15 protein-coding genes, 1 tRNA gene and 1 pseudogene are annotated in these 18,283 nt (G+C 71.1%); 8 read left to right on the top strand and 9 right to left on the bottom strand.

Translation table 11 applies throughout. The annotated features are described in order from the left end of the window. The first annotated feature begins 20 nt into the window (after positions 1 to 20). From CS0771_RS05660 to CS0771_RS05650, 3 genes are all read left to right on the top strand, one after another. Positions 21 to 1,685, top strand: a complete 1,665-nt coding sequence (locus CS0771_RS05660) for an ABC transporter substrate-binding protein (protein WP_244870624.1) — start codon at positions 21 to 23, stop codon at positions 1,683 to 1,685. Positions 1,686 to 1,813: 128 nt separating this feature from the next. Then, positions 1,814 to 3,862, top strand: coding sequence for a collagen binding domain-containing protein (locus CS0771_RS05655; protein WP_212840076.1), 2,049 nt, complete (start codon positions 1,814 to 1,816; stop codon positions 3,860 to 3,862). Between the two features lie 152 nt (positions 3,863 to 4,014). Next, positions 4,015 to 5,100 carry a hypothetical protein gene (locus tag CS0771_RS05650; protein WP_212840075.1) on the top strand — a complete coding sequence of 362 codons (1,086 nt, stop codon included), beginning with the start codon at positions 4,015 to 4,017 and terminating at the stop codon, positions 5,098 to 5,100. Positions 5,101 to 5,108: 8 nt separating this feature from the next. On the opposite strand, the pseudogene CS0771_RS05645 reads toward CS0771_RS05650, so the two are convergent. After that, positions 5,109 to 5,348 (bottom strand): annotated as a pseudogene (locus tag CS0771_RS05645) (hypothetical protein); the annotation flags it as partial. Between the two features lie 82 nt (positions 5,349 to 5,430). Further along, complete coding sequence (locus tag CS0771_RS05640) at positions 5,431 to 6,102, bottom strand: HNH endonuclease family protein (RefSeq protein ID WP_244870623.1); 672 nt, start codon at positions 6,100 to 6,102, stop codon at positions 5,431 to 5,433. A gap of 84 nt (positions 6,103 to 6,186) precedes the next feature. Between CS0771_RS05640 and CS0771_RS05635 the strand changes: the two genes are divergently transcribed. After that, positions 6,187 to 7,659 carry an MFS transporter gene (locus CS0771_RS05635; RefSeq protein WP_371821353.1) on the top strand — a complete coding sequence of 491 codons (1,473 nt, stop codon included), beginning with the start codon at positions 6,187 to 6,189 and terminating at the stop codon, positions 7,657 to 7,659. Between the two features lie 9 nt (positions 7,660 to 7,668). Here CS0771_RS05635 and leuA read toward each other — a convergent pair whose 3' ends face one another. Then, positions 7,669 to 9,381 carry a 2-isopropylmalate synthase gene (gene leuA / locus CS0771_RS05630; protein ID WP_371821352.1) on the bottom strand — a complete coding sequence of 571 codons (1,713 nt, stop codon included), beginning with the start codon at positions 9,379 to 9,381 and terminating at the stop codon, positions 7,669 to 7,671. Between leuA and CS0771_RS05625 the strand changes: the two genes are divergently transcribed. Next, positions 9,371 to 9,733, top strand: coding sequence for a hypothetical protein (locus CS0771_RS05625; RefSeq protein ID WP_212840071.1), 363 nt, complete (start codon positions 9,371 to 9,373; stop codon positions 9,731 to 9,733). The two genes, leuA and CS0771_RS05625, sit on opposite strands and share 11 nt — an antisense overlap. A gap of 68 nt (positions 9,734 to 9,801) precedes the next feature. Here the strand turns inward: CS0771_RS05625 and CS0771_RS05620 are convergent, their stop codons facing one another. Continuing rightward, complete coding sequence (locus CS0771_RS05620) at positions 9,802 to 10,581, bottom strand: hypothetical protein (protein ID WP_244870622.1); 780 nt, start codon at positions 10,579 to 10,581, stop codon at positions 9,802 to 9,804. Positions 10,582 to 10,878: 297 nt separating this feature from the next. Between CS0771_RS05620 and CS0771_RS05615 the strand changes: the two genes are divergently transcribed. Next, on the top strand, positions 10,879 to 12,144 hold the full coding sequence (locus CS0771_RS05615; protein ID WP_212840070.1) for an aspartate kinase: 1,266 nt from the start codon (positions 10,879 to 10,881) through the stop codon (positions 12,142 to 12,144). Between the two features lie 2 nt (positions 12,145 to 12,146). Beyond that, positions 12,147 to 13,214, top strand: a complete 1,068-nt coding sequence (locus CS0771_RS05610) for an aspartate-semialdehyde dehydrogenase (protein ID WP_212840069.1) — start codon at positions 12,147 to 12,149, stop codon at positions 13,212 to 13,214. 471 nt (positions 13,215 to 13,685) lie between these two features. Here the strand turns inward: CS0771_RS05610 and CS0771_RS05605 are convergent, their stop codons facing one another. From CS0771_RS05605 to CS0771_RS05585, 5 genes are all read right to left on the bottom strand, one after another. Then, complete coding sequence (locus CS0771_RS05605) at positions 13,686 to 15,164, bottom strand: diguanylate cyclase (protein WP_212840068.1); 1,479 nt, start codon at positions 15,162 to 15,164, stop codon at positions 13,686 to 13,688. A 559-nt stretch (positions 15,165 to 15,723) separates the two neighbouring features. Beyond that, complete coding sequence (locus tag CS0771_RS05600) at positions 15,724 to 15,963, bottom strand: hypothetical protein (protein WP_212840067.1); 240 nt, start codon at positions 15,961 to 15,963, stop codon at positions 15,724 to 15,726. Between the two features lie 106 nt (positions 15,964 to 16,069). After that, positions 16,070 to 16,456, bottom strand: a complete 387-nt coding sequence (locus tag CS0771_RS05595; RefSeq protein WP_212840066.1) for a hypothetical protein — start codon at positions 16,454 to 16,456, stop codon at positions 16,070 to 16,072. A gap of 245 nt (positions 16,457 to 16,701) precedes the next feature. Continuing rightward, positions 16,702 to 16,775, bottom strand: a tRNA-Pro gene (locus CS0771_RS05590). A 58-nt stretch (positions 16,776 to 16,833) separates the two neighbouring features. Then, complete coding sequence (locus tag CS0771_RS05585; protein WP_212840065.1) at positions 16,834 to 17,712, bottom strand: metallophosphoesterase; 879 nt, start codon at positions 17,710 to 17,712, stop codon at positions 16,834 to 16,836. A 69-nt stretch (positions 17,713 to 17,781) separates the two neighbouring features. Between CS0771_RS05585 and CS0771_RS05580 the strand changes: the two genes are divergently transcribed. Next, positions 17,782 to 18,237, top strand: a complete 456-nt coding sequence (locus tag CS0771_RS05580) for a GatB/YqeY domain-containing protein (protein WP_203745656.1) — start codon at positions 17,782 to 17,784, stop codon at positions 18,235 to 18,237. The last annotated feature ends 46 nt before the right edge of the window (positions 18,238 to 18,283 follow it).

Genomic DNA, 18,283 nt, shown 5'->3' with positions numbered 1-18,283 from the left:
CCAGGACAGGGGTGGCCTTGGTGGGTACGCGTCGGCTCCGGACCGGTTCGGTGGTGGCGGCGATCCTGCTGGCCACGGCGGCCTGCACCGACGGCGGGGCCGACCCCGCGCAGCCGACGGCCGTGCCGAGCCCGCCCGCCGTGAGCACCGAGGACAAGCTGGTCTTCGGCATGGGCGAGCCGCGCGTGCTGGACCCGGCCCTGGCCGCCGACGCGGAGTCGCTGCGCATCACCCGGCAGGTGCTGGAGACGCTGGTGCGCGCGGAGCCCGGCGGCGCCCGCACCGGGCCCGGCCTGGCCGAGGAGTTCCGCGTCGACGCGACCGGCACGGTCTGGACGTTCCGCCTCAAGCAGGGCGTCACCTTCCACGACGGCACGGCCTTCGACGCCGCCGCGGTCTGCGCCAACTTCGGGCGCTGGTATCGCTTCGACGGCGCGCTGCAGGCCGGGGACCTCTCCGCCTACTGGCAGACGGTGTTCGGCGGGTTCGCGAAGAACCGGTCCAGCCGCCTGCCCGCCAGCCTGTTCAAGTCGTGCACCGCGCGTGATCCGGGCACGGCCGAGATCGCGCTGACCCGGCCGAGCAGCCGGTTCCCGGCCGCGTTCGCGCTGCCGTCGTTCGCGATCTCCAGCCCGGCGGCGCTGCAGAAGTACGCGGCCGACAAGCTCGTGAACGACGGCTACCCGGCGTACGGCAGCAACCCGGTCGGCACCGGCCCGTACCGGTTCGTGTCCTGGGACCGCAAGGCGCGGCTGGTGAAGCTGGCGGCGTACGAGGGCTACCACGGTGCCAGGGCCAAGGTGAAGGAGCTGCACTTCCAGGTCGTGGAGGCGGCGGTGCGCAAGCAGGCGCTGCTCGACGGCAAGATCGACGGCTACGACCTGGTCGCGCCCGCCGATCAGCAGGAGCTGGCCGGCCTCGGCTATCACGTGCTGCCCCGGCCCGCGTTCAACACGCTCTACCTGGGCATCAACCAGAGCGGCAACCCGGCGCTGGCCAAGCCGGAGGTGCGCCAGGCGATCGCGTACGCGGTGAACCGGCAGCGCCTGGTGTCCGAGGCGTTCCCGGCGGGGGCGAAGCTCGCGCTGAACTTCCACCCGGACACGCTGCCGGGCTGGAACCCGGACGTGGCGGCGTACGCCTACGACCCGGCGCGGGCCAAGGAGCTGCTCGCCGCCGCGGGCCTGGCGAGCGGGCTGCGGCTGCGGTTCCACTACCCGCAGGGGGTGACCCGCGCGTACATGCCGTCGCCGAAGCAGCTCTTCGAGCTGATCGCCGGGGACCTGCGGGCGGTCGGCATCGAGGTGACCGGCACGGAGCTGCCGTGGACCCCGGAGTACCTGCACGCGGTGACCCGGGGCAGGGCCCACGACCTGCACCTGTTCGGCGCGGTCGGCAACTACGGGGAGGCGTACGACTTCCTCGGCCCGCTGTTCGCGCAGCGCCAGGACGAGTTCGGGTTCACCGACAGCGCGCTGTTCGAGCAGTTCAAGCAGGTGGAGAAGACGGGCGAGCCGGACGCCCGGGTGCCGCAGTATCAGCGCCTCAACGCCCGGCTGCTGGAGCTGCTGCCGGCGCTGCCGCTGGTGCACGGCCCGGATGTGCTGGTCTTCGACAAGAACCTGATCGGCGTGGCGCCCAGCCCGCTCACCGACGAGGATTTCGCCACGGCCGTCTTCACCTGAGGGCTGCCGAGGCGGCCTGACCTGCGCCGCTCTTAAAGGGACAGCACCTGTCGGATCGGCTGGCTACTCTCTCCGGCCGAAGGGGTTTCGAACCTTCACGTCCTCATCCCCTCATCCAGCGAGGAATCATGAGCAGATCCATCGTGCGCCGATTCGGCGCACTCCTGCTGGGCGCCAGCCTGGCGATCACGGGGCTGGCCACGCCGGCCCAGGCGGCGGACACGGGCACGGTCACCGGCCGGCTGACCGACGGCGAGGCGGGGGTCGCCGGCGGTACGGTCGACATCTACGGCGACAGCGTGTCCTACCAGGACACCACCTGGCTCGACTCTGTGGGCAACTACACCTTCGAGGCGGTGCCCCCCGGCACCTACCGGGTGAACTTCCGGCCCGAGGGCCGCCCGGCCCAGTACGCCTACGGCAAGCCCGACTGGCCCTCGGCGAACCTCATCACCGTGACGGCGGGCGGGACGACCGTCGTCAACGACGAGGTGCTGCCGGTCGGCACCATCACCGGGCGGCTGGTCGACCGGGCGGGCGCCGGGGTGCCGTGGGCGTCCGTCAGCGCGGAGGCCGTCGACAGCTCCGGCTCCGGCTACGCCATCACCGACTGGAACGGCGAGTTCACCGTCCAGACCGTCCCGGGCAGCTACCGGGTGCGCTTCGATCTCAGCCAGTTCAGCCAGTACGCCAACGGCACGCTGGACCGCGACGCGGCGGCGGTCTTCACCGTCACCGCGGGCGGCACGGTCACCGTCAACGACACGCTGATCGCCATGGGCAGCGTGACCGGCCGCTTCACGGACGCGTCCGGCGCCGCGGTGCCGTGGGTGGACGTCAACGTGAGCAACGGCGACTACTTCGGCACGGCGCAGACCGACGAGGACGGCCGCTACCGGTTCGACCAGGTCCCGGTCGGCTCCGGTTACACGGTGGAGTTCGCCAACGTCGGGCAGTCCGTCCACCAGTACGCCTACGGCACGGTCGACCTGGCGGCGGCCGCCCGGTTCGCGGTGGCCGAGGGCGAGACGGTGACGGTGGACGACCAGCGGCTGCCCACCGGCAGCGTCCGGCTCACCGCGGTGGACGCCCGCACCGGCGCGGCGATCCAGAACTTCACCTCCGGCATCGATCTCGACGCTCGCGACACCGACAACGGTGAGGTCGTCTACCCCGCCCTCCCGGTCGGCACCCACGAGATCTGGGCCCTGGCCACCGGCTACGCCTTCGACGGCGCTTCGGTGACCGTCGTCGCGGGCGAGCAGGCCGAGGTCCGGCTGGTCATGGAGCCGAGGGCCCGGTTCACGGCCACCGTGGTGGACGCGGCGACGGGGGAGCCCCTGCCCGGCGTGTGCATCGTCCCGGTCCGGGTGGAGGAGGTCCGGATGCCGGACGGCTGCGGTGACGTAACCGACGCCGGCGGCAAGGTGACCGAGATGTTCTGGAAGGGTCCGGGCACCTACCAGCTGCTGGCCTGGCCGCGGGAGGCCGACGGCTACGGCGCGCAGTGGGTCGGTTCGGCCGGTGGCACAGGTGACCTGCGGCGCGCTCAGCGGTTCGTCGTCGAGGCGGGTGACGCGGTCACCCCGCCGGTGATCAGGATGGACCGGGCCGGCGTCATCACCGGTCAGGCCTTCGGGCCGGACGGGGTCGCGCTGGGCCGGGGCGGCGTGAGCATCGCGGGTGAGCCGGTGGGCCTGGGCGGCACCTTCGGCGCCTTCCCCATCGGCATCGACGGCCGCTACCGGATCGACAAGCTGGGGCCGTACGAGTGGCCGCTGCTGTTCCAGGTGCGCGGCCAGGCCACGCAGTGGAGCGGGGGCGAGGCCGACCGCGACCGGGCCGACCTGGTCAAGGTGGTCGCCGGCGGCACCACCACCTACGACTACCGGCTCGAGGCCGGCGTCACGGTGACGGTGACGAGCACCACCGCCGGATTCAGCGGCTACGTGGTGGCCCGTAACGCCGACACCGGCGACATCGTCGGCACGTGGTCGATCGTCGGGCCGAACGCCGGGGTCACCGCGAAGCTCATCGGCGGCCAGCGCATCCGGTTCGAGTACTACCCGGGTGATGGGAACGGTCGGCGGTTCGTCGGTGGCGAGGACTTCGCGTCCGCGTCCGAGTTCAAGATTCACCGGCACAAGGACTCGTCGTTCGAGCTGACGCTCGCCTGATCGGTCCACGAGGGGTCGGGTACGCGCGCCGTACCCGGCCCCTCGCATGTCCGGGCCATGGCTCCGGGCCGCCGGCGCGTGTCGGATAAGGGGCTATTGCGGGCATACGCGTAGCCTCCCTCCTGCGTCGTGCTGTCCTGCGGGAGGAAGTCGTGAGTCGTACCTGGATCGCGGTGTTGTCCACCACCGTGCTCGGGCTGAGCGTGCCGCTGCCCGCGGGCGCCGCCCCGGCGGGGCTGACGCTCGGGCTGCCCGCCGCGGTCACCGCCACCGAGCTGGGCGGCGGGGACGGTGTGGTGCGGCTGGAGAACACCACCGGGCACGACCTGAGCCGGGTGCAGCTGCGGCTGCGGCTCACCGGGGCCGCGGCAAGCCGCGTCGAGCTGGCCTCGGCCGACTGGTGCGACCACACCAGGACCACGGCCGTCTGCAAGGTGGACCGGCTGTCGCCCGGCGACGCGATCTCCATCCGGCTCGACCTGCGCGCCCGGAAGAGCGCGGCCGAGGGCGCCGCGGGCGGCGTCGCGGTGACCGCCTCCGCGGTCGGGGTCACGGCTGCGACCGGCACGTTCCCGGTGGCGGTCGGGTCGCCGCCGTTCACCGACGTGTCGGCCGTCGCCGAGCAGTCCGCGGTGTACCTGCACACGGGCGACACCGCCGCGCTCGGCGTGGTGTACCGCAACTCGGGGCCGGTGCCCGCGCGGCTGCGGGTGGCCGACCCCGCCGCGACCGGCTTCGAAGACGTGAGCTGGACCGACTGCCCTGATGACGACGGCGACGCGTGCCTGGTCGAGCTGCCGTCCGGGGCGTCGCGGCGGCTCGGCTTCACCATGCGGCTGGCCGGCGACCACCCGGCCGAGCCGCACGTGGCGATGACGGTCGAGGGCGCCTATGACCGGATCGTCACCGACAACCTGGCCGTCTACCCGGTGTGCGTGTACGACACCGGGCGCTGCACCAGGAACGTGCCGGGCACCCACTCCGACGTCTTCGCCGCGCCCAGCGCGCGTGCCGCGGCGGCGGAGCCCGCTCCGGAGGCGGTGGGCGGGTTCGGCGCGGTGAACCTGACCGAGCCGGACCATGCGCCGGTCCCGGTGGCGCGGGAGGCGGACGCGGAGCCGCCGTACGACTTCTTCGACGAGGTCACCGGCATTCTGGCGTACTCGCTGCTGGGTCTGTTCATCGTCGGGGCGAGCGTGGCCCTGGCGCTGCGCAAGCGCGCGGCCGACCAGTCCTGACCGGCGGGTCAGCCCTCGGGGCGGTGCAGCAGCCCGACGGCGAGGCGGTGCAGGGACGGCGCCTGGTCGGGGGAGGTGACCGGCACGGTCGCGCCGGTCACCGTGTACCACTCCTCGGCGCCCAGGTACTGCACCCGGAGCCGGGCGGTGCCGTCGCCGCCCAGCTCCGTGGCGAGCGTCAGCTCACCGGTGACCACGCCCACCTCGTCGGTCATGACTCCGCCAGGCCCGGCGACGATGTTCGTGGTCAGGTCGGTCATGATGTGAACCCGCTGCGCGCGTTCACATCATGACCCGATCCGGTGTTCATGATTCGCTCGCGATGCTCGCTCATACACACGTCCCCAGCATGTCGGTGAGCGCGGACTTCTCGTCCTTGGTGATGGTGAGCTTCCAGTAGGTCTTCACCGTGATCCAGTGTTGCGCATAAGTGCACCAATAGTCACGACTCGGCGGTTTCCACTGCGACGGGTCCTGGTCACCCTTGGACCGGTTGCTGCTCGCCGAGACCGCGAACAGCTGCGGCCGCTCCAGGTCGTTGGCGAAGTCGGAGCGCTTGTCGTTGTCCCACTTGTCCGCGCCGGACCGCCACGCGTTCGCCAGCGGCACCATGTGGTCGATGTCCACCTTCAGCGGGTCGGTGGTCTGCTGGCCGTCGTAGACGCTGGACCACGAGCCGCCGGTGACGTTGCACCCGTCCAGCTTGATGTTCTTGCCGTCGCGGGCGAGCACGGTGTCGCGCACGTCGCAGTTGGACCCGGCCTTGTTCCAGTGCGGGAACTTCTCGCGGCTGTATCCGGTCATCGGCCGCGACTCGGCGACCGTCAGGCCGTCGAGGGAGGCCAGGGCGTTGGTGCCGGCGTTCGGGTCGACCGACACGCCGCCGGGCTTGGCGCCCGAGTCGCCCGGCGCGGCGGGGTCCGCGCCGCACGCGGCGGCCACGGCGGCCGCCACCAGGAACAGGATGATCCTCGTACGTCTGGGGGTGTTGGGGGTTCGCACCTGCTCACCTTACGAGCAGCGCTCACCATCCCTCACTGTCGAGTTCCGCGGCGCCGCGTCGGAGATCCGACGACAATGGACGGGGTGGACGGAGCCGGGCTGCGTATGCGCAGCGCCGCGGGCCGGGGCACGCTGGCCGCCGCGGTGCTGGCGTCCGGCATGGTCTTCCTCGACTCGACCGTGGTCAACGTCGCGCTGCCCACCCTCGGCGAGGAGCTGGACGCCAGCCTTGCCCAGCTGCAATGGGTGATCAACGGATACACCCTCACCCTGGCCGCGTTCGTGCTGCTCGGCGGTGCGCTGGGGGACCACTTCGGCCGCCGCCGGGTGTTCGTCATCGGCGTCGTGTGGTTCACCGTCGCGTCGCTGGTGTGCGGGCTGGCCCCGAACGTCGAGACGCTGATCGCGGCCCGGATCGTGCAGGGCGTGGGCGGGGCGCTGTTGACGCCGGGCTCGCTGGCACTGCTGCAGGCCTCGTTCCAGGAGCGGGACCGGGCCCCCGCCATCGGTGCCTGGTCGGGGCTGGCGGGCACCACCACGGCGCTCGGACCGTTCGTCGGCGGGCTGCTCATCGACCAGGTGTCCTGGCGCTGGATCTTCCTGATCAACGTGCCGCTCGCGGCGCTGATCGTCTGGCTGAGCACCGTGTACGTGCCGGAGAGCCGCGACGCCACGGCGGACCGCCGGTTCGACGTCGCCGGGGCGCTGCTCGGCGCGGCGGCGCTGGCGGGGGTGACCTACGGGCTGATCGCCTGGCCGGACCACGGCCTGGGGTCGGTGCCGGTGCTCGGCGGGCTGCTGCTCGGCGTGGTCGCCGTGGTCGGCTTTCTGATGGTCGAGCGGGCGCGCGGGGCCGCCGCGATGATGCCGCTGACCCTGTTCGGCTCCCGGGTCTTCTCCGTGCTGAACATCTACACGGTGCTGACCTACGGCGCGTTCGGCGGCTTCTTCTTCCTGCTGGTCATCTACCTGCAGGAGGTGCTCGGCTACTCGGCCCTGCTGGCGGGGCTCGCCACGCTGCCGATGACGCTGCTGATGCTGGCCGGGTCGGAGCTGTCCGGAAAGCTGGCCATGAAACTCGGGCCACGCCCGCAGCTCACCGTCGGCCCGCTGTGCTGCGCGGCGGGTGTGCTGCTGATGCGCGGGGCGGGTCCCGGCAGCGACTACCTGACCGGATTGCTGCCCGGGGTGCTGCTGTTCGGGCTGGGGCTGACCGTGTTCGTGGCGCCGCTGACCGCGACCGTGCTGGCCGCGGTCGAGGTGCGGTTCGCGGGGGTGGCCAGCGGGGTCAACAACACCGCCGCGCGGGCCGGGTCGCTGCTGGCGGTCGCCGCGCTGCCGCTGGTCGTCGGGCTGTCCGGGGACGAGTACGCCTCGCCCGGCCCTCTGACCAGCGCGTTCGAGTCGGCGGCCATGTGGTGCGCGGTGGTGCTGGTGGTGGCGGCGGTGCTGGCGGTCTTCTCGTGCGGCGGGGTGCGGCTGGGGCGGCGCGAGAAGGAGCCCGTGCAGCAGCCGGGGCACCTGCCGCGCGTGCTGCAGCGCGGCCGGTGCCCCTGAGCGTGGTGCCTACTGCCGGTTGACGGCGCTGGCGACGGCCTTCAGCGAGGCGGTCACGATGTTCGCGTCGACGCCGACACCCCAGCGGGTCTCGCCGTTCACCTCGCACTCGACGTACGCGGCGGCCTGCGCGTCGCCACCGGAGGTCAGCGCGTGCTCGGCGTAGTCCAGCACGCGTACGCTCACCGCCTGGTCGGCCAGGGCGCGCACGAACGCGTCGATCGGGCCGTTGCCCACCCCGGTCAGGCGACAGGCGCCGCCGTCGAGGTCCGCCTCCGCCGCGAACTCCACCTTGCCGTCGACCGTGGCCACCGAGTACGAGCGCACCGCCAGGCGGCGGTCGGACAGGTACTCGTCGGCGAAGATCGCGTACATCTCGGCCGGAGTGACCTCGCCGCCCGCGTCGTCGGTGCGGCGCTGCACGACGCCCGAGAACTCGATCTGCAGCCGCCGCGGCAGGTCCAGCTGATGCTCGGACTTCATGATGTACGCGACGCCGCCCTTGCCGGACTGCGAGTTGACCCGGATCACGGCCTCGTACGAGCGGCCCAGGTCCTTCGGGTCGATCGGCAGGTACGGCACGCCCCACTCGAACGCGTCGACCGGGACGCCGGCCTTGTCCGCCTTGCGGGCGTGCGCCTCCAGGCCCTTCTTGATCGCGTCCTGGTGCGAGCCGGAGAACGCGGTGTAGACCAGGTCGCCCGCGTACGGGTGGCGCTCGTGCACCGGCAGCTGGTTGCAGTACTCCACGGCGCGCTTGATCTCGTCGATGCCGGAGAAGTCGACCTGCGGGTCGATGCCCTGGCTGAACAGGTTCAGGCCCAGCGTGACCAGGTCCACGTTGCCGGTGCGCTCGCCGTTGCCGAACAGGCAGCCCTCGATCCGGTCCGCGCCGGCCAGCAGGCCCAGCTCGGCTGCGGCCACGCCGGTGCCGCGGTCGTTGTGCGGGTGCAGGCTCAGGATGATCGAGTCGCGCCGGGGCAGGCGGCGGTGCATCCACTCGATCGAGTCGGCGTACACGTTCGGGGTGGCCATCTCGACCGTGGCCGGCAGGTTGATGATCAGCGGGCGCTCGGGCGTCGGGTCGATCACGTCGATCACCGCCGAGCACACCTCCAGCGCGTACTCCAGCTCGGTGCCGGTGTACGACTCGGGGGAGTACTCGTACCGGATCTCGGTGTCCGGGGTGATCATCTCGGCGTACTTCTGGCACAGCCGCGCGCCGTCGGTCGCGATCGCGGTGATGCCGTCCTTGTCCAGGCCGAACACCACCTCGCGCTGCAGCGTCGAGGTCGAGTTGTAGAAGTGCACGATCGCCCGCTTCGCGCCGCGCAGGCTCTCGAAGGTGCGCTCGATCAGGTGCTCGCGGCACTGGACCAGCACCTGGATGGTCACGTCGTCCGGAATCAGCTGCTCCTCGATGAGCTGCCGGACGAAGCTGAAGTCGGTCTCGCTCGCGGCGGGGAAGCCGACCTCGATCTCCTTGTAGCCCATGCGTACCAGCAGCTCGAACATGCGGCGCTTGCGGTCGGGCGACATCGGGTCGATCAGGGCCTGGTTACCGTCGCGCAGGTCCACCGCGCACCATTGCGGGGCGGCCTCGACGCGGCGGGAGGGCCAGGTGCGATCGGATACGTCGACCTGGAACTGTTCGTGGTACCCGCGGTAGCGCTGGTACGGCATCTTGCTGGGGCGCTGAGCAGCAGCAGACATGGGTTCCATGCTCCTTGAGATCATGCGGTTCGCGCGTGGTCCGGCGGCGGAATGTGCCCAAGGCGACATCGGCCGTCATCGAGATTCGTTGCTGCCGCAACTGTCAGGCGGCAACCAGAACGCGGAAAGGACCAGCGGGCGAGCGCACGTCGCTACTCCGCGACGAGGTGCCGGTCGGTCAGACCTCGTCGCGGCGGCGAAGAAGCAGGCTCGCGCACCACATGATGTCGGCAACTCTACGCCCGGCGGCCGCACATGGGAGCGAATGTCCGCTTCGTGGGACAGCGTGTCCCACCAGGCGGCCGCCGACAGCCTGCGACCGTTCATGATCGTCGAACTTGCCAGGCAGATGGGCGAATGACGGGTCAAGATACGCCCGAGTGCCTGGCAAGTTGGACGATCTTGGTGGGGCGGGCTGGCCGGGCCCGGTCAGGGCTTGGCTGACGGGGAGGCGGATGCGCTGGCCGAGGGCTTCGGCGACGGCGGGGCGGTCAGCGGGAGGGGCTGGCCGGGGACGACCGGGCCGGGCAGGGAGACGCTCGGCGGGGCGAGGCCCGGGGTGCCCTCCAGCAGCAGCGTGCCGAAGGCGACCTTGGCCGCGGTCAGCGTGCCGTCGGCCTCGTAGCAGTAGATGCCCGCGTCGAGCGGCAGTTTGAGGCTGGCCGCCGAGGACTCCACCGCGTAGCACTTCCCGCGCGCCCCGGGCAGCGGCGCCGCGTCGGCCACGGCCAGCGCCAGCCGCCGGTCGGTGAGCAGGTTCTGCCAGTCGGTGATCAGGTGCTGCACCTTCACGTCGGCCTTGCCGGGCAGCGCGCCGGGCACCTTCACACAGCCCGAGTACGGGTGATTGCCCGCGGCGAGCGCGCACTGGTGCAGCGCGCCGCCGGTGAAGACCAGCGCGATGTCGACCGCGCCGCTGTGCGCGCCGCCGGGCACGTCGATGCGCCAGCTCCCGTCGAGCGCGCGGGTGATGGTCACCCGGCGGTCCGGCCGCTTCGGGCTCTTGAAGGTGTACAGCGCCACCTGCCGCAGGTCCTTCGCGGCCGCGGCGCGCGCGGCGAGCTGCGCCCGTGGCTCGGCCGGCTCGGCGGCCGCGGCGCTGACCGGCGGGGCGGACGTGGGTGCCGCCTCCGGAGCCGCGTCCCCGCAGGCGGACAGCGCCCAGCAGGCGGTGATGAGGAAGGAGACGGTGAGGACGGCCCGGCGCACGCGCCCATTCTTCACCGCGCCGCGCCGTTGCCCGGCCCGACGCGCCCCAGGGTTACGCAAGATCGCAGGATACGCAGCCAACTCACAGAGTGTGGCGCGTGTCACACACGTGAAATCCTACGGCGGTGATGGGCGGCGCGCGGGTGTCTGCGCGGCAGCGGAAGTCGTTCGGCAAAGGATCTCGGAAATCCCCGCGCCCGGCGCCCGAGTGCTGGGATCGACCCGCGATCAGCCGCCCGGCCCGCCGCTAAGCTGACTCCGTCCTTAAGTACCTGAGGTTGAGAGGAGCCGGCAACCGTGGCACTCGTGGTGCAGAAGTACGGCGGCTCATCGGTCGCCAACGCCGAGCGGATCAAGCGGGTCGCCGAACGCATCGTCGCGACGCGCAAGGCCGGCAACGACGTCTGCGTGGTCGTCTCGGCGATGGGCGACACCACGGACGAGCTCATCGACCTGGCCCACCAGGTCAGCCCGCTCCCGCCGGGGCGCGAGTTCGACATGCTGCTCACCGCCGGCGAGCGCATCTCGATGGCGCTGCTGGCGATGGCCATCCACAACCTCGGCTACGAGGCGCGCTCGTACACCGGCTCGCAGGCCGGCGTCATCACCACCTCGGTGCACGGCCGGGCGCGCATCATCGACGTCACCCCGGGCCGCCTGCGCGGCGCGCTCGACGAGGGCGCGATCGTGATCGTGGCCGGCTTCCAGGGCGTCGCCCAGGACACCAAGGACATCACCACGCTGGGCCGCGGCGGCTCGGACACCACCGCCGTGGCGCTGGCCGCGGCGCTCAAGGCCGACGTCTGCGAGATCTACACCGATGTCGACGGCGTGTTCAGCGCCGACCCGCGGATCGTCCCGAACGCCCGGCAGGTTGAGCAGATCACGTACGAGGAGATGCTCGAACTCGCCGCGTCCGGCGCCAAGATCCTGCATCTGCGCAGCGTGGAGTACGCCCGCCGGTTCGGGCTGCCGATCCACGTCCGCTCGTCGTACTCGAACAAGACCGGCACCCTGGTGACAGGATCAATGGAGGACCTTCCCGTGGAGCAAGCTCTCATCACCGGCGTCGCGCACGACCGCAGCGAAGCCAAGATCACGATCGTCTCAGTGCCGGACGAGCCGGGCGAGGCCGCCGCGATCTTCCGTGCGCTCGCCGACGCTGAGATCAACATCGACATGATCGTGCAGAACGTCTCCACCGAGGCCTCCGGACGCACCGACATCTCCTTCACGCTGCCCAAGGTCGACGGCCCCACCGGCATGACCGCGCTGCAGAAGATCCAGGAGCGGGTCGGCTTCAAGGGCCTCCTCTACGACGACCACATCGGCAAGATCTCGCTGGTCGGCGCGGGCATGCGGTCCAACCCCGGCGTCACCGCCACCTTCTGCGAGGCGCTGGCCCGGGCCGGCGTCAACATCGAGATCATCTCGACCTCGGAGATCCGGATCTCGGTGGTCTGCCGCGACACCGACCTCGACAACGCGGTGCGCGCCGTGCACGACGCCTTCGAGCTCGGCGGCGACGAGGCGGCCGTGGTGTACGGCGGGACCGGCCGATAGCGATGGCTCATCACGGCAAGCTGCCCACCCTCGCCGTCGTCGGCGCCACCGGCGCGGTCGGCACGGTGATGCTCGACATCCTCAGCCACCGCCGCAACGTGTGGGGCGACATCCGGCTCATCGCGTCCCCGCGCTCGGCCGGCCGCCGCCTGCTCGTCCGCGGCGAGGAGGTCGAGGTCGTCGCGCTCACCGAGGAGGCGTTCGACGGCGTCGACGTCGCCATGTTCGACGTGCCCGACGAGGTCTCCGCCTACTGGGCGCCGATCGCGGTGTCCCGTGGCGCGATCGCCGTCGACAACTCCGGTGCGTTTCGGATGGACCCCGACGTCCCCCTGGTCGTCCCCGAGATCAACCCCGCCCAGGTGCGCAACCGGCCCAAGGGCATCATCGCCAACGCCAACTGCACCACCCTGGCGATGATCGTGGCGATCGCCCCGCTGCACAACGCGTACGGCCTCAAGGAGCTGGTGCTCGCCTCCTACCAGGCGGTCTCGGGCGCCGGGCAGGTCGGCGTGGACACGCTGCACGACCAGATCGCCAAGGTGGCCGGTGACCGGGTGCTCGGCACCCGCCCCGGCAACATCCGGCACGCGGTCGGCGACGACCTCGGCCCGTTCGCCGCGCCCGTCGCGCTGAACGTGGTCCCGTTCGCCGGCTCGCTCCGGGACGGCGGCTGGTCCAGCGAAGAGCTGAAGATGCGCAACGAGTCCCGCAAGATCCTGGGCCTGCCCGACCTGAAGGTCAGCGCGACCTGCGTCCGCGTACCGGTGGTCACCGGCCACTCGGTCGCCGTGCACGCCGTCTTCGGCTCCGAGGTCGACGCGATGGGCGCCCGTGAGGTGCTCCAGGGCGCGCCCGGCGTAATCGTGGTCGACGACCCCGGCGCGGGCGAGTTCCCGATGCCGATCGACGCCGTGGGCACCGACCCGTCCTGGGTCGGCCGCATCCGCCGCGCCGTCGACGACCCCCGCGCCCTCGACTTCTTCGTCACCGGCGACAACCTCCGCAAGGGCGCCGCCCTCAACACCGCCCAGATCGCCGAACTCCTCGCCACCGAACTCTCCCGCTGAAACCGCAAGGAAGGGCACCTTCTTAACGCTATGCGTAGAGGAAGGTGCCCTTCTTAACGTTCCGGGTCCGGCAGCCTGCCGACGCCGGGGCGGCCGGGTTCGGCGGGGTGGCTGGGTTCGGCGGGGTGGCTGATTGAAGATCGGCGTCTCGTGTCGGAATGTGTGCTCAGACGCAGGGTTTGGACAGGAACTGCTGATCTCCACGCGGCCAGCCGGGTCGGAAGCACGGCAGGATGGCGTGATGATCGCGAGTTCGTGTCGAAAAGTGGGGGCTAGCCACAGGTTTGGACACGAACTAGCGATCTTCCCGCGAGCCGCGAGCCGCGAGCCGCGAGCCGCGAGCCGCGAGCCGCGAGCCGGGATGCCCTGGGCGGGAGGCGCGAGTAGCAGTCAGCTTGGGCGGCGGGTGCGCGGAAACGCGATGGGCGCATACGGGAGCGTGGCCGTTCCCAGGTGCTGAGGGTGACCGGGTCAGGCGGCGGGGGAGGGCGGGGCCGCGTCGGGGGCGAGGCGGACGCCGTTGCGGCCCGCCCGCTTGACGGCGTAGAGCGCCTGGTCGGCGCGGTAGAGGGCGGCCTCGGGGGACTCCTCCTCGCCCTGGACCGCCACACCCACGCTGATCGTGCGGCCGGTCGCCCGCGCCGCCGCGACCAGGCGCTCGGCGACCCGCACCGCCTCGGCCTCACTCGGTACGTCGACCACGGCCACGAACTCGTCGCCGCCCACCCGGAACAGTTCGTCACCGAGCCGCAACGCCTGCTGGAGCGCGCCCGACATCTGCACCAGAACCCGGTCGCCTGCGGCGTGGCCCAGCGTGTCGTTCACCGTCTTGAACTGGTCGATGTCGATCGCGAGCAGCGCCGTCCGGCCCGGGGTCGCGGCGGCCAGCCGGTCGCCGAACGGCCCGCCGTGGCGCAGCCCCGTCAGTGGGTCGGAGTTGGCCTGCAGGTGCAGCCGGCGCAGCGTGGTCAGCTTCTCCAGGCAGGTGCTGGCCTGCGCGGCGAGCAGTTCGAGCAGGTTCACCAGCGCGCTGTCCGGCACGATCGCGGTCTCGTCCAGCACGACCAGCGCCCCGACCGACGAGGAGACCGTCGCGGTGCCCGCCCCGAGCGGGACGGCGATCATGGTGCGTACGCCCGCCGCGGTCAGCGCCTCGAACCCCCGTGCGTCCAGCACCGCCGGATCGCCCAGCGTGTACGACGCACCGTAGCGGCACGCCTCGTCGAGCAGCGCGGCGAGCCGGTCGGGCTCGATCTGCGCCAGCCGCGCGACCAGCGGCCGGTCGCGGGGCTCCGGTGAGCTGGCCGCGATGACGACGCGCAGCTCCTCGTCCTCGGGCAGCAGGTCCGGGGCGGGACGCAGCAGCACGGCCGCGGCCAGGCCGGTCACCTCGCGGGCCGCGCGGCAGGCCCGGATCAGCACCTCCGCGTCGGTCTCCGCGCTGGTGAGAGCCAGTGCGTGCCGCAGCAGCTGCTCGCTGCGGGTCTCCGCGGGCGGCCCGCCGAGCTCGCTCAGCCGCGCGCCGAGCAGCCGCCCGGCCTCGGTGAGGGTCTCCTCCCAGCCGTCGAGCGGCTGCTGCTCGGCCCACTCCGCGTTGATCACGCCGACCGGGTGCCCGGTGCGGTCGATGATCGGCGCGCAGATCTCGGCGGTGATGGGGGGCCCGAGACGGATGTAGTCCGGGTCGTCGGCGGTGTTCGGGATGGTCACGGCCTTGCCGCTGGCGTACACCCGGCCGACCACGCCGTGCCCGAGGGGGACCGCGGAGAACACCTGCCACGCGCCGCTCGCGGAGACGCACCGGAGCTGGTCCTTCACATGCAGCAGCGCCTCGATCAGGGCGGGCGTGTGCCGGCTCAGCACGGAGACCGTGGCGTGGCAGGCTTCGACCGCGCTGCGGGAGGTTCGCAGTGCTGCGGTTACATCATCAACGATGCGAGGAAGGGGCACGGGGCAGATTTCGCTCTTTGCTCAGGGGTGGGTGTGGGGGCTTACGGCGCCCAAGCTTACTCACGGTAGGCGCGTTCAGCGGCCATTATGAAAATCGTTCGCCCAGCGTGACCATCGGATGAGTGGATACCCGTCGGGGTTCGGGCGGACCATACGAAACATTTCGGCCTGGCACCGACGGTCCAGGTGATGTCAGTCACAGCATTTGATCGGATGGGCTGCCCCGGCGGCGGCGACCGGTCCGTGAAAGCGCCGCCCCCGACTCCGGGTAGCCGGATTTGAACCGATGCCCTTTTCGCCCAGAAGGCGACAGTCGGCTTCGGTCGTGCTGTTTGACCGCTACGGCAGCGCCCAGGTGACCGCTGACGAACAGCGCCTGCTGTCATCGGTTGACGGTCCGGCTGCTGAGCTGCCACTGCCTTGCAAACAGTGATCACCCTGTCAGCAGGTGTGTGCGGTGTCGGGTCGCTCGAGCGTCGCGCTGACTTTCCGCTGGCGCTCGACGGGCTCGCTTTGCGGCCGCCTGGCGTGCTCCGCCTCGCCCACCCCGAATCCCCCGCTATCGGCAGAGCCAGTAGGAGTCTTTGCCGTCGATGACCTTGACCTCGCCATCTTCGCTTCGAAGATGCAGGCTCGACCCCACGATCCAATAGGCCGTGCCCGACTTGATCGCGATCACCCGCGGAAGTACCACGCACCAATCTTCGGCCACGATGGTCTCCACGAGGAGCAACCTGTCAGCAATTTGCGGGTCTGTAGCAACCCGCCCCTCTTCGTCGCGGCCCTCGCCGAAGTCCATCACAGGACACCAATTCCCTTCTTCGCGGACATGATCCCGCCGGCCGCCCTGTCCGGCGTCGACCACCTGATGCAGTCGAAGCGGGTGCCCGCTTGTGCCCCACGGCCTAGACCCGAACCCATACGTCGAGGAAGCGTTGAGCGAAGCAACCGATCATGAGCAGACCCATCCCGGCGACAAGACCAATGACCAGGTTCAGCACGAACCGAAGCTGTATTCGAAGCGCCACCATCACCAATGTCACGGTAAGAAAGATTCCGTAACCGACGATCGTCGGAAAGATCATCTCTAACGGCCGGTCCATGGTGTAGTCGTTGTTGCCGTAGTGGAGGACCTGGCCGTACTCGTCGTATCTGCGAAGTACGCGAGGCGGAACAGCAAGAATTCCCACAGCGAGCGAGACGACACCGGGCACTAGGCCGAGAACGATTCCCAGCCAGTTCCACGACCGTGCACGCTTGATCTGAGAGGGCACGCGCAGAATCTGCCACACGTGCGACGCTCCTGCCGTCCCGGCCGCCGTCGACCCATCGTGCACGCCGGGCCAGGTTCCGCGTAGGCATCCACCTGGGCCGGCGGTGGGCGGGACGGCCCCACCCGGTAGTCAGCGCTCCAAGTCACCCGTCGCGGGACCGAGACAGCAGGGTCCTGCACTCCTTCGCTGCCTCCGGCGGATGAGCAGACCCCTGGATACACCGAAGGCCCAGATCAGATTTCTCTGATCTGGGCCTTCCTCGGTCGGGGTAGCCGGATTTGAACCGACGGCCTCTTCGTCCCGAACGAAGCGCGCTACCAAGCTGCGCTATACCCCGAAGCGGTGCCTCGAAATAGTAGCTGACCCGGGTCGCTCCGCCAAAACGGGTATCCCCCTCAGCGTGGGATGAGCGTCAGGAGGCTCGCCTCGGGGCGGCAGGCGAAGCGCACCGGGGCGGTCGGGTGGGTGCCCAGCCCGGCCGACACGTGCAGCCAGGACCGGCCGCCCCAGCGGTGCAGGCCGCGGGCGAGTTTGCGGTCCAGGCCGCAGTTGGTGACCAGCGCGCCTACGCCCGGCACGCGCACCTGCCCGCCGTGGGTGTGCCCCGCCAGCAGCAGCTCGAACCCGTCGGCGGCGAACGCGTCGAGGACCCGCGGCTCGGGGGCGTGGCTGAGCGCGATGCGCACGGCGGCGGTCCGGTCGGCGGGGCCGGCCGGGTACACGTCGAGGCCGATGTGCGGGTCGTCGACGCCCACCAGGTCGATCACACGGCCGCCGGCCTTGAGCGTGGCGCGGCTGTTGTTGAGGTCGGCCCAGCCAGCGGCGAGGAAGGCCGCGCGCAGGTCCTCGAAGGGCAGGTCGACGCCGTGCTGGTACTCCCGGTCGTCGCGGAAGTAGCTGAACGGGCTCTTCAGCACGGGGCCGGTGTAGTCGTTGGAGCCGAAGACGAAGGCGCCGGGCAGCTCCAGCAGCGGCTCGTACGCGGCGAGCACGCCGGGGACCGCGTCCGGGTGGGCCATGTTGTCGCCGGTCACCACGACCAGGTCCGGGTCGAGGCCGGCCAGCTCCCGCACCCAGCGCTGCTTGCGCCGCTGGTTCGGGGTCAGGTGCAGGTCGGACAGGTGCAGCACGCGCAGCGGCTCGGCCTCGGGGGCGAGCAGCGGCACGTCGTACCGGCGGAGCGTGAACATGTTGCGTTCCACGAGCGTGCCGTACGCCAGCGTGCCGGCGCCCACCGCGATCGTGGCCAACGCGATTTTCCCGAGCGGACCCATGCGGCTAAGAGTAGTTTCCTCGCAGGCAAGCACACGATGTGGTTGTGCGGAGCACACAGTGAGGTGGGTATGGGCACCCTGAAGGAGCGCCTGACCGAGGACATGCGCGCGGCGATGAAGTCGCGCGACGAGGTCGTGACCAGCACGCTGCGGATGGCCCTGGCGGCCGTCGGGGTGGTGGAGGTCTCCGGCAAGGCCAAGCGGGAGCTGAGCGACGACGAGGTGCTGGCGGTGATCGCCAAGGAGGCGAAGAAGCGCCGCGAGGCCGAGGTCGCGTTCGCCGACGCCGGGCGCACGGAGCAGGCCGCCAAGGAGCGCGCCGAGGAGGAGGTGCTCGCCCGCTACCTGCCCAAGCAGCTCACCGACGAGGAGTTGGTGACGATCGTCACCGAGGCGCTGGCCGCGGGCGGCTTCAGCGGCATGGGGTCGATGGGCCCGGCGATGAAGGCGGTCCAGGCGGCGGTGGCCGGCCGGGCCGAGGGCGGCAAGGTCTCCGCGGAGGTACGCCGCCAGCTGGCCGGCTGAGTCCCGGCCCCGGATACGGCGGAGGCCCCGTTCACCTGGGTGAACG

The sequence above is a fragment of the Catellatospora sp. IY07-71 genome (genome assembly GCF_018326265.1).
Taxonomy (GTDB): domain Bacteria; phylum Actinomycetota; class Actinomycetes; order Mycobacteriales; family Micromonosporaceae; genus Catellatospora.
Note: the sequence above shows the minus strand (reverse complement) of the source record. Positions and strands in the feature narration are given on the sequence as shown.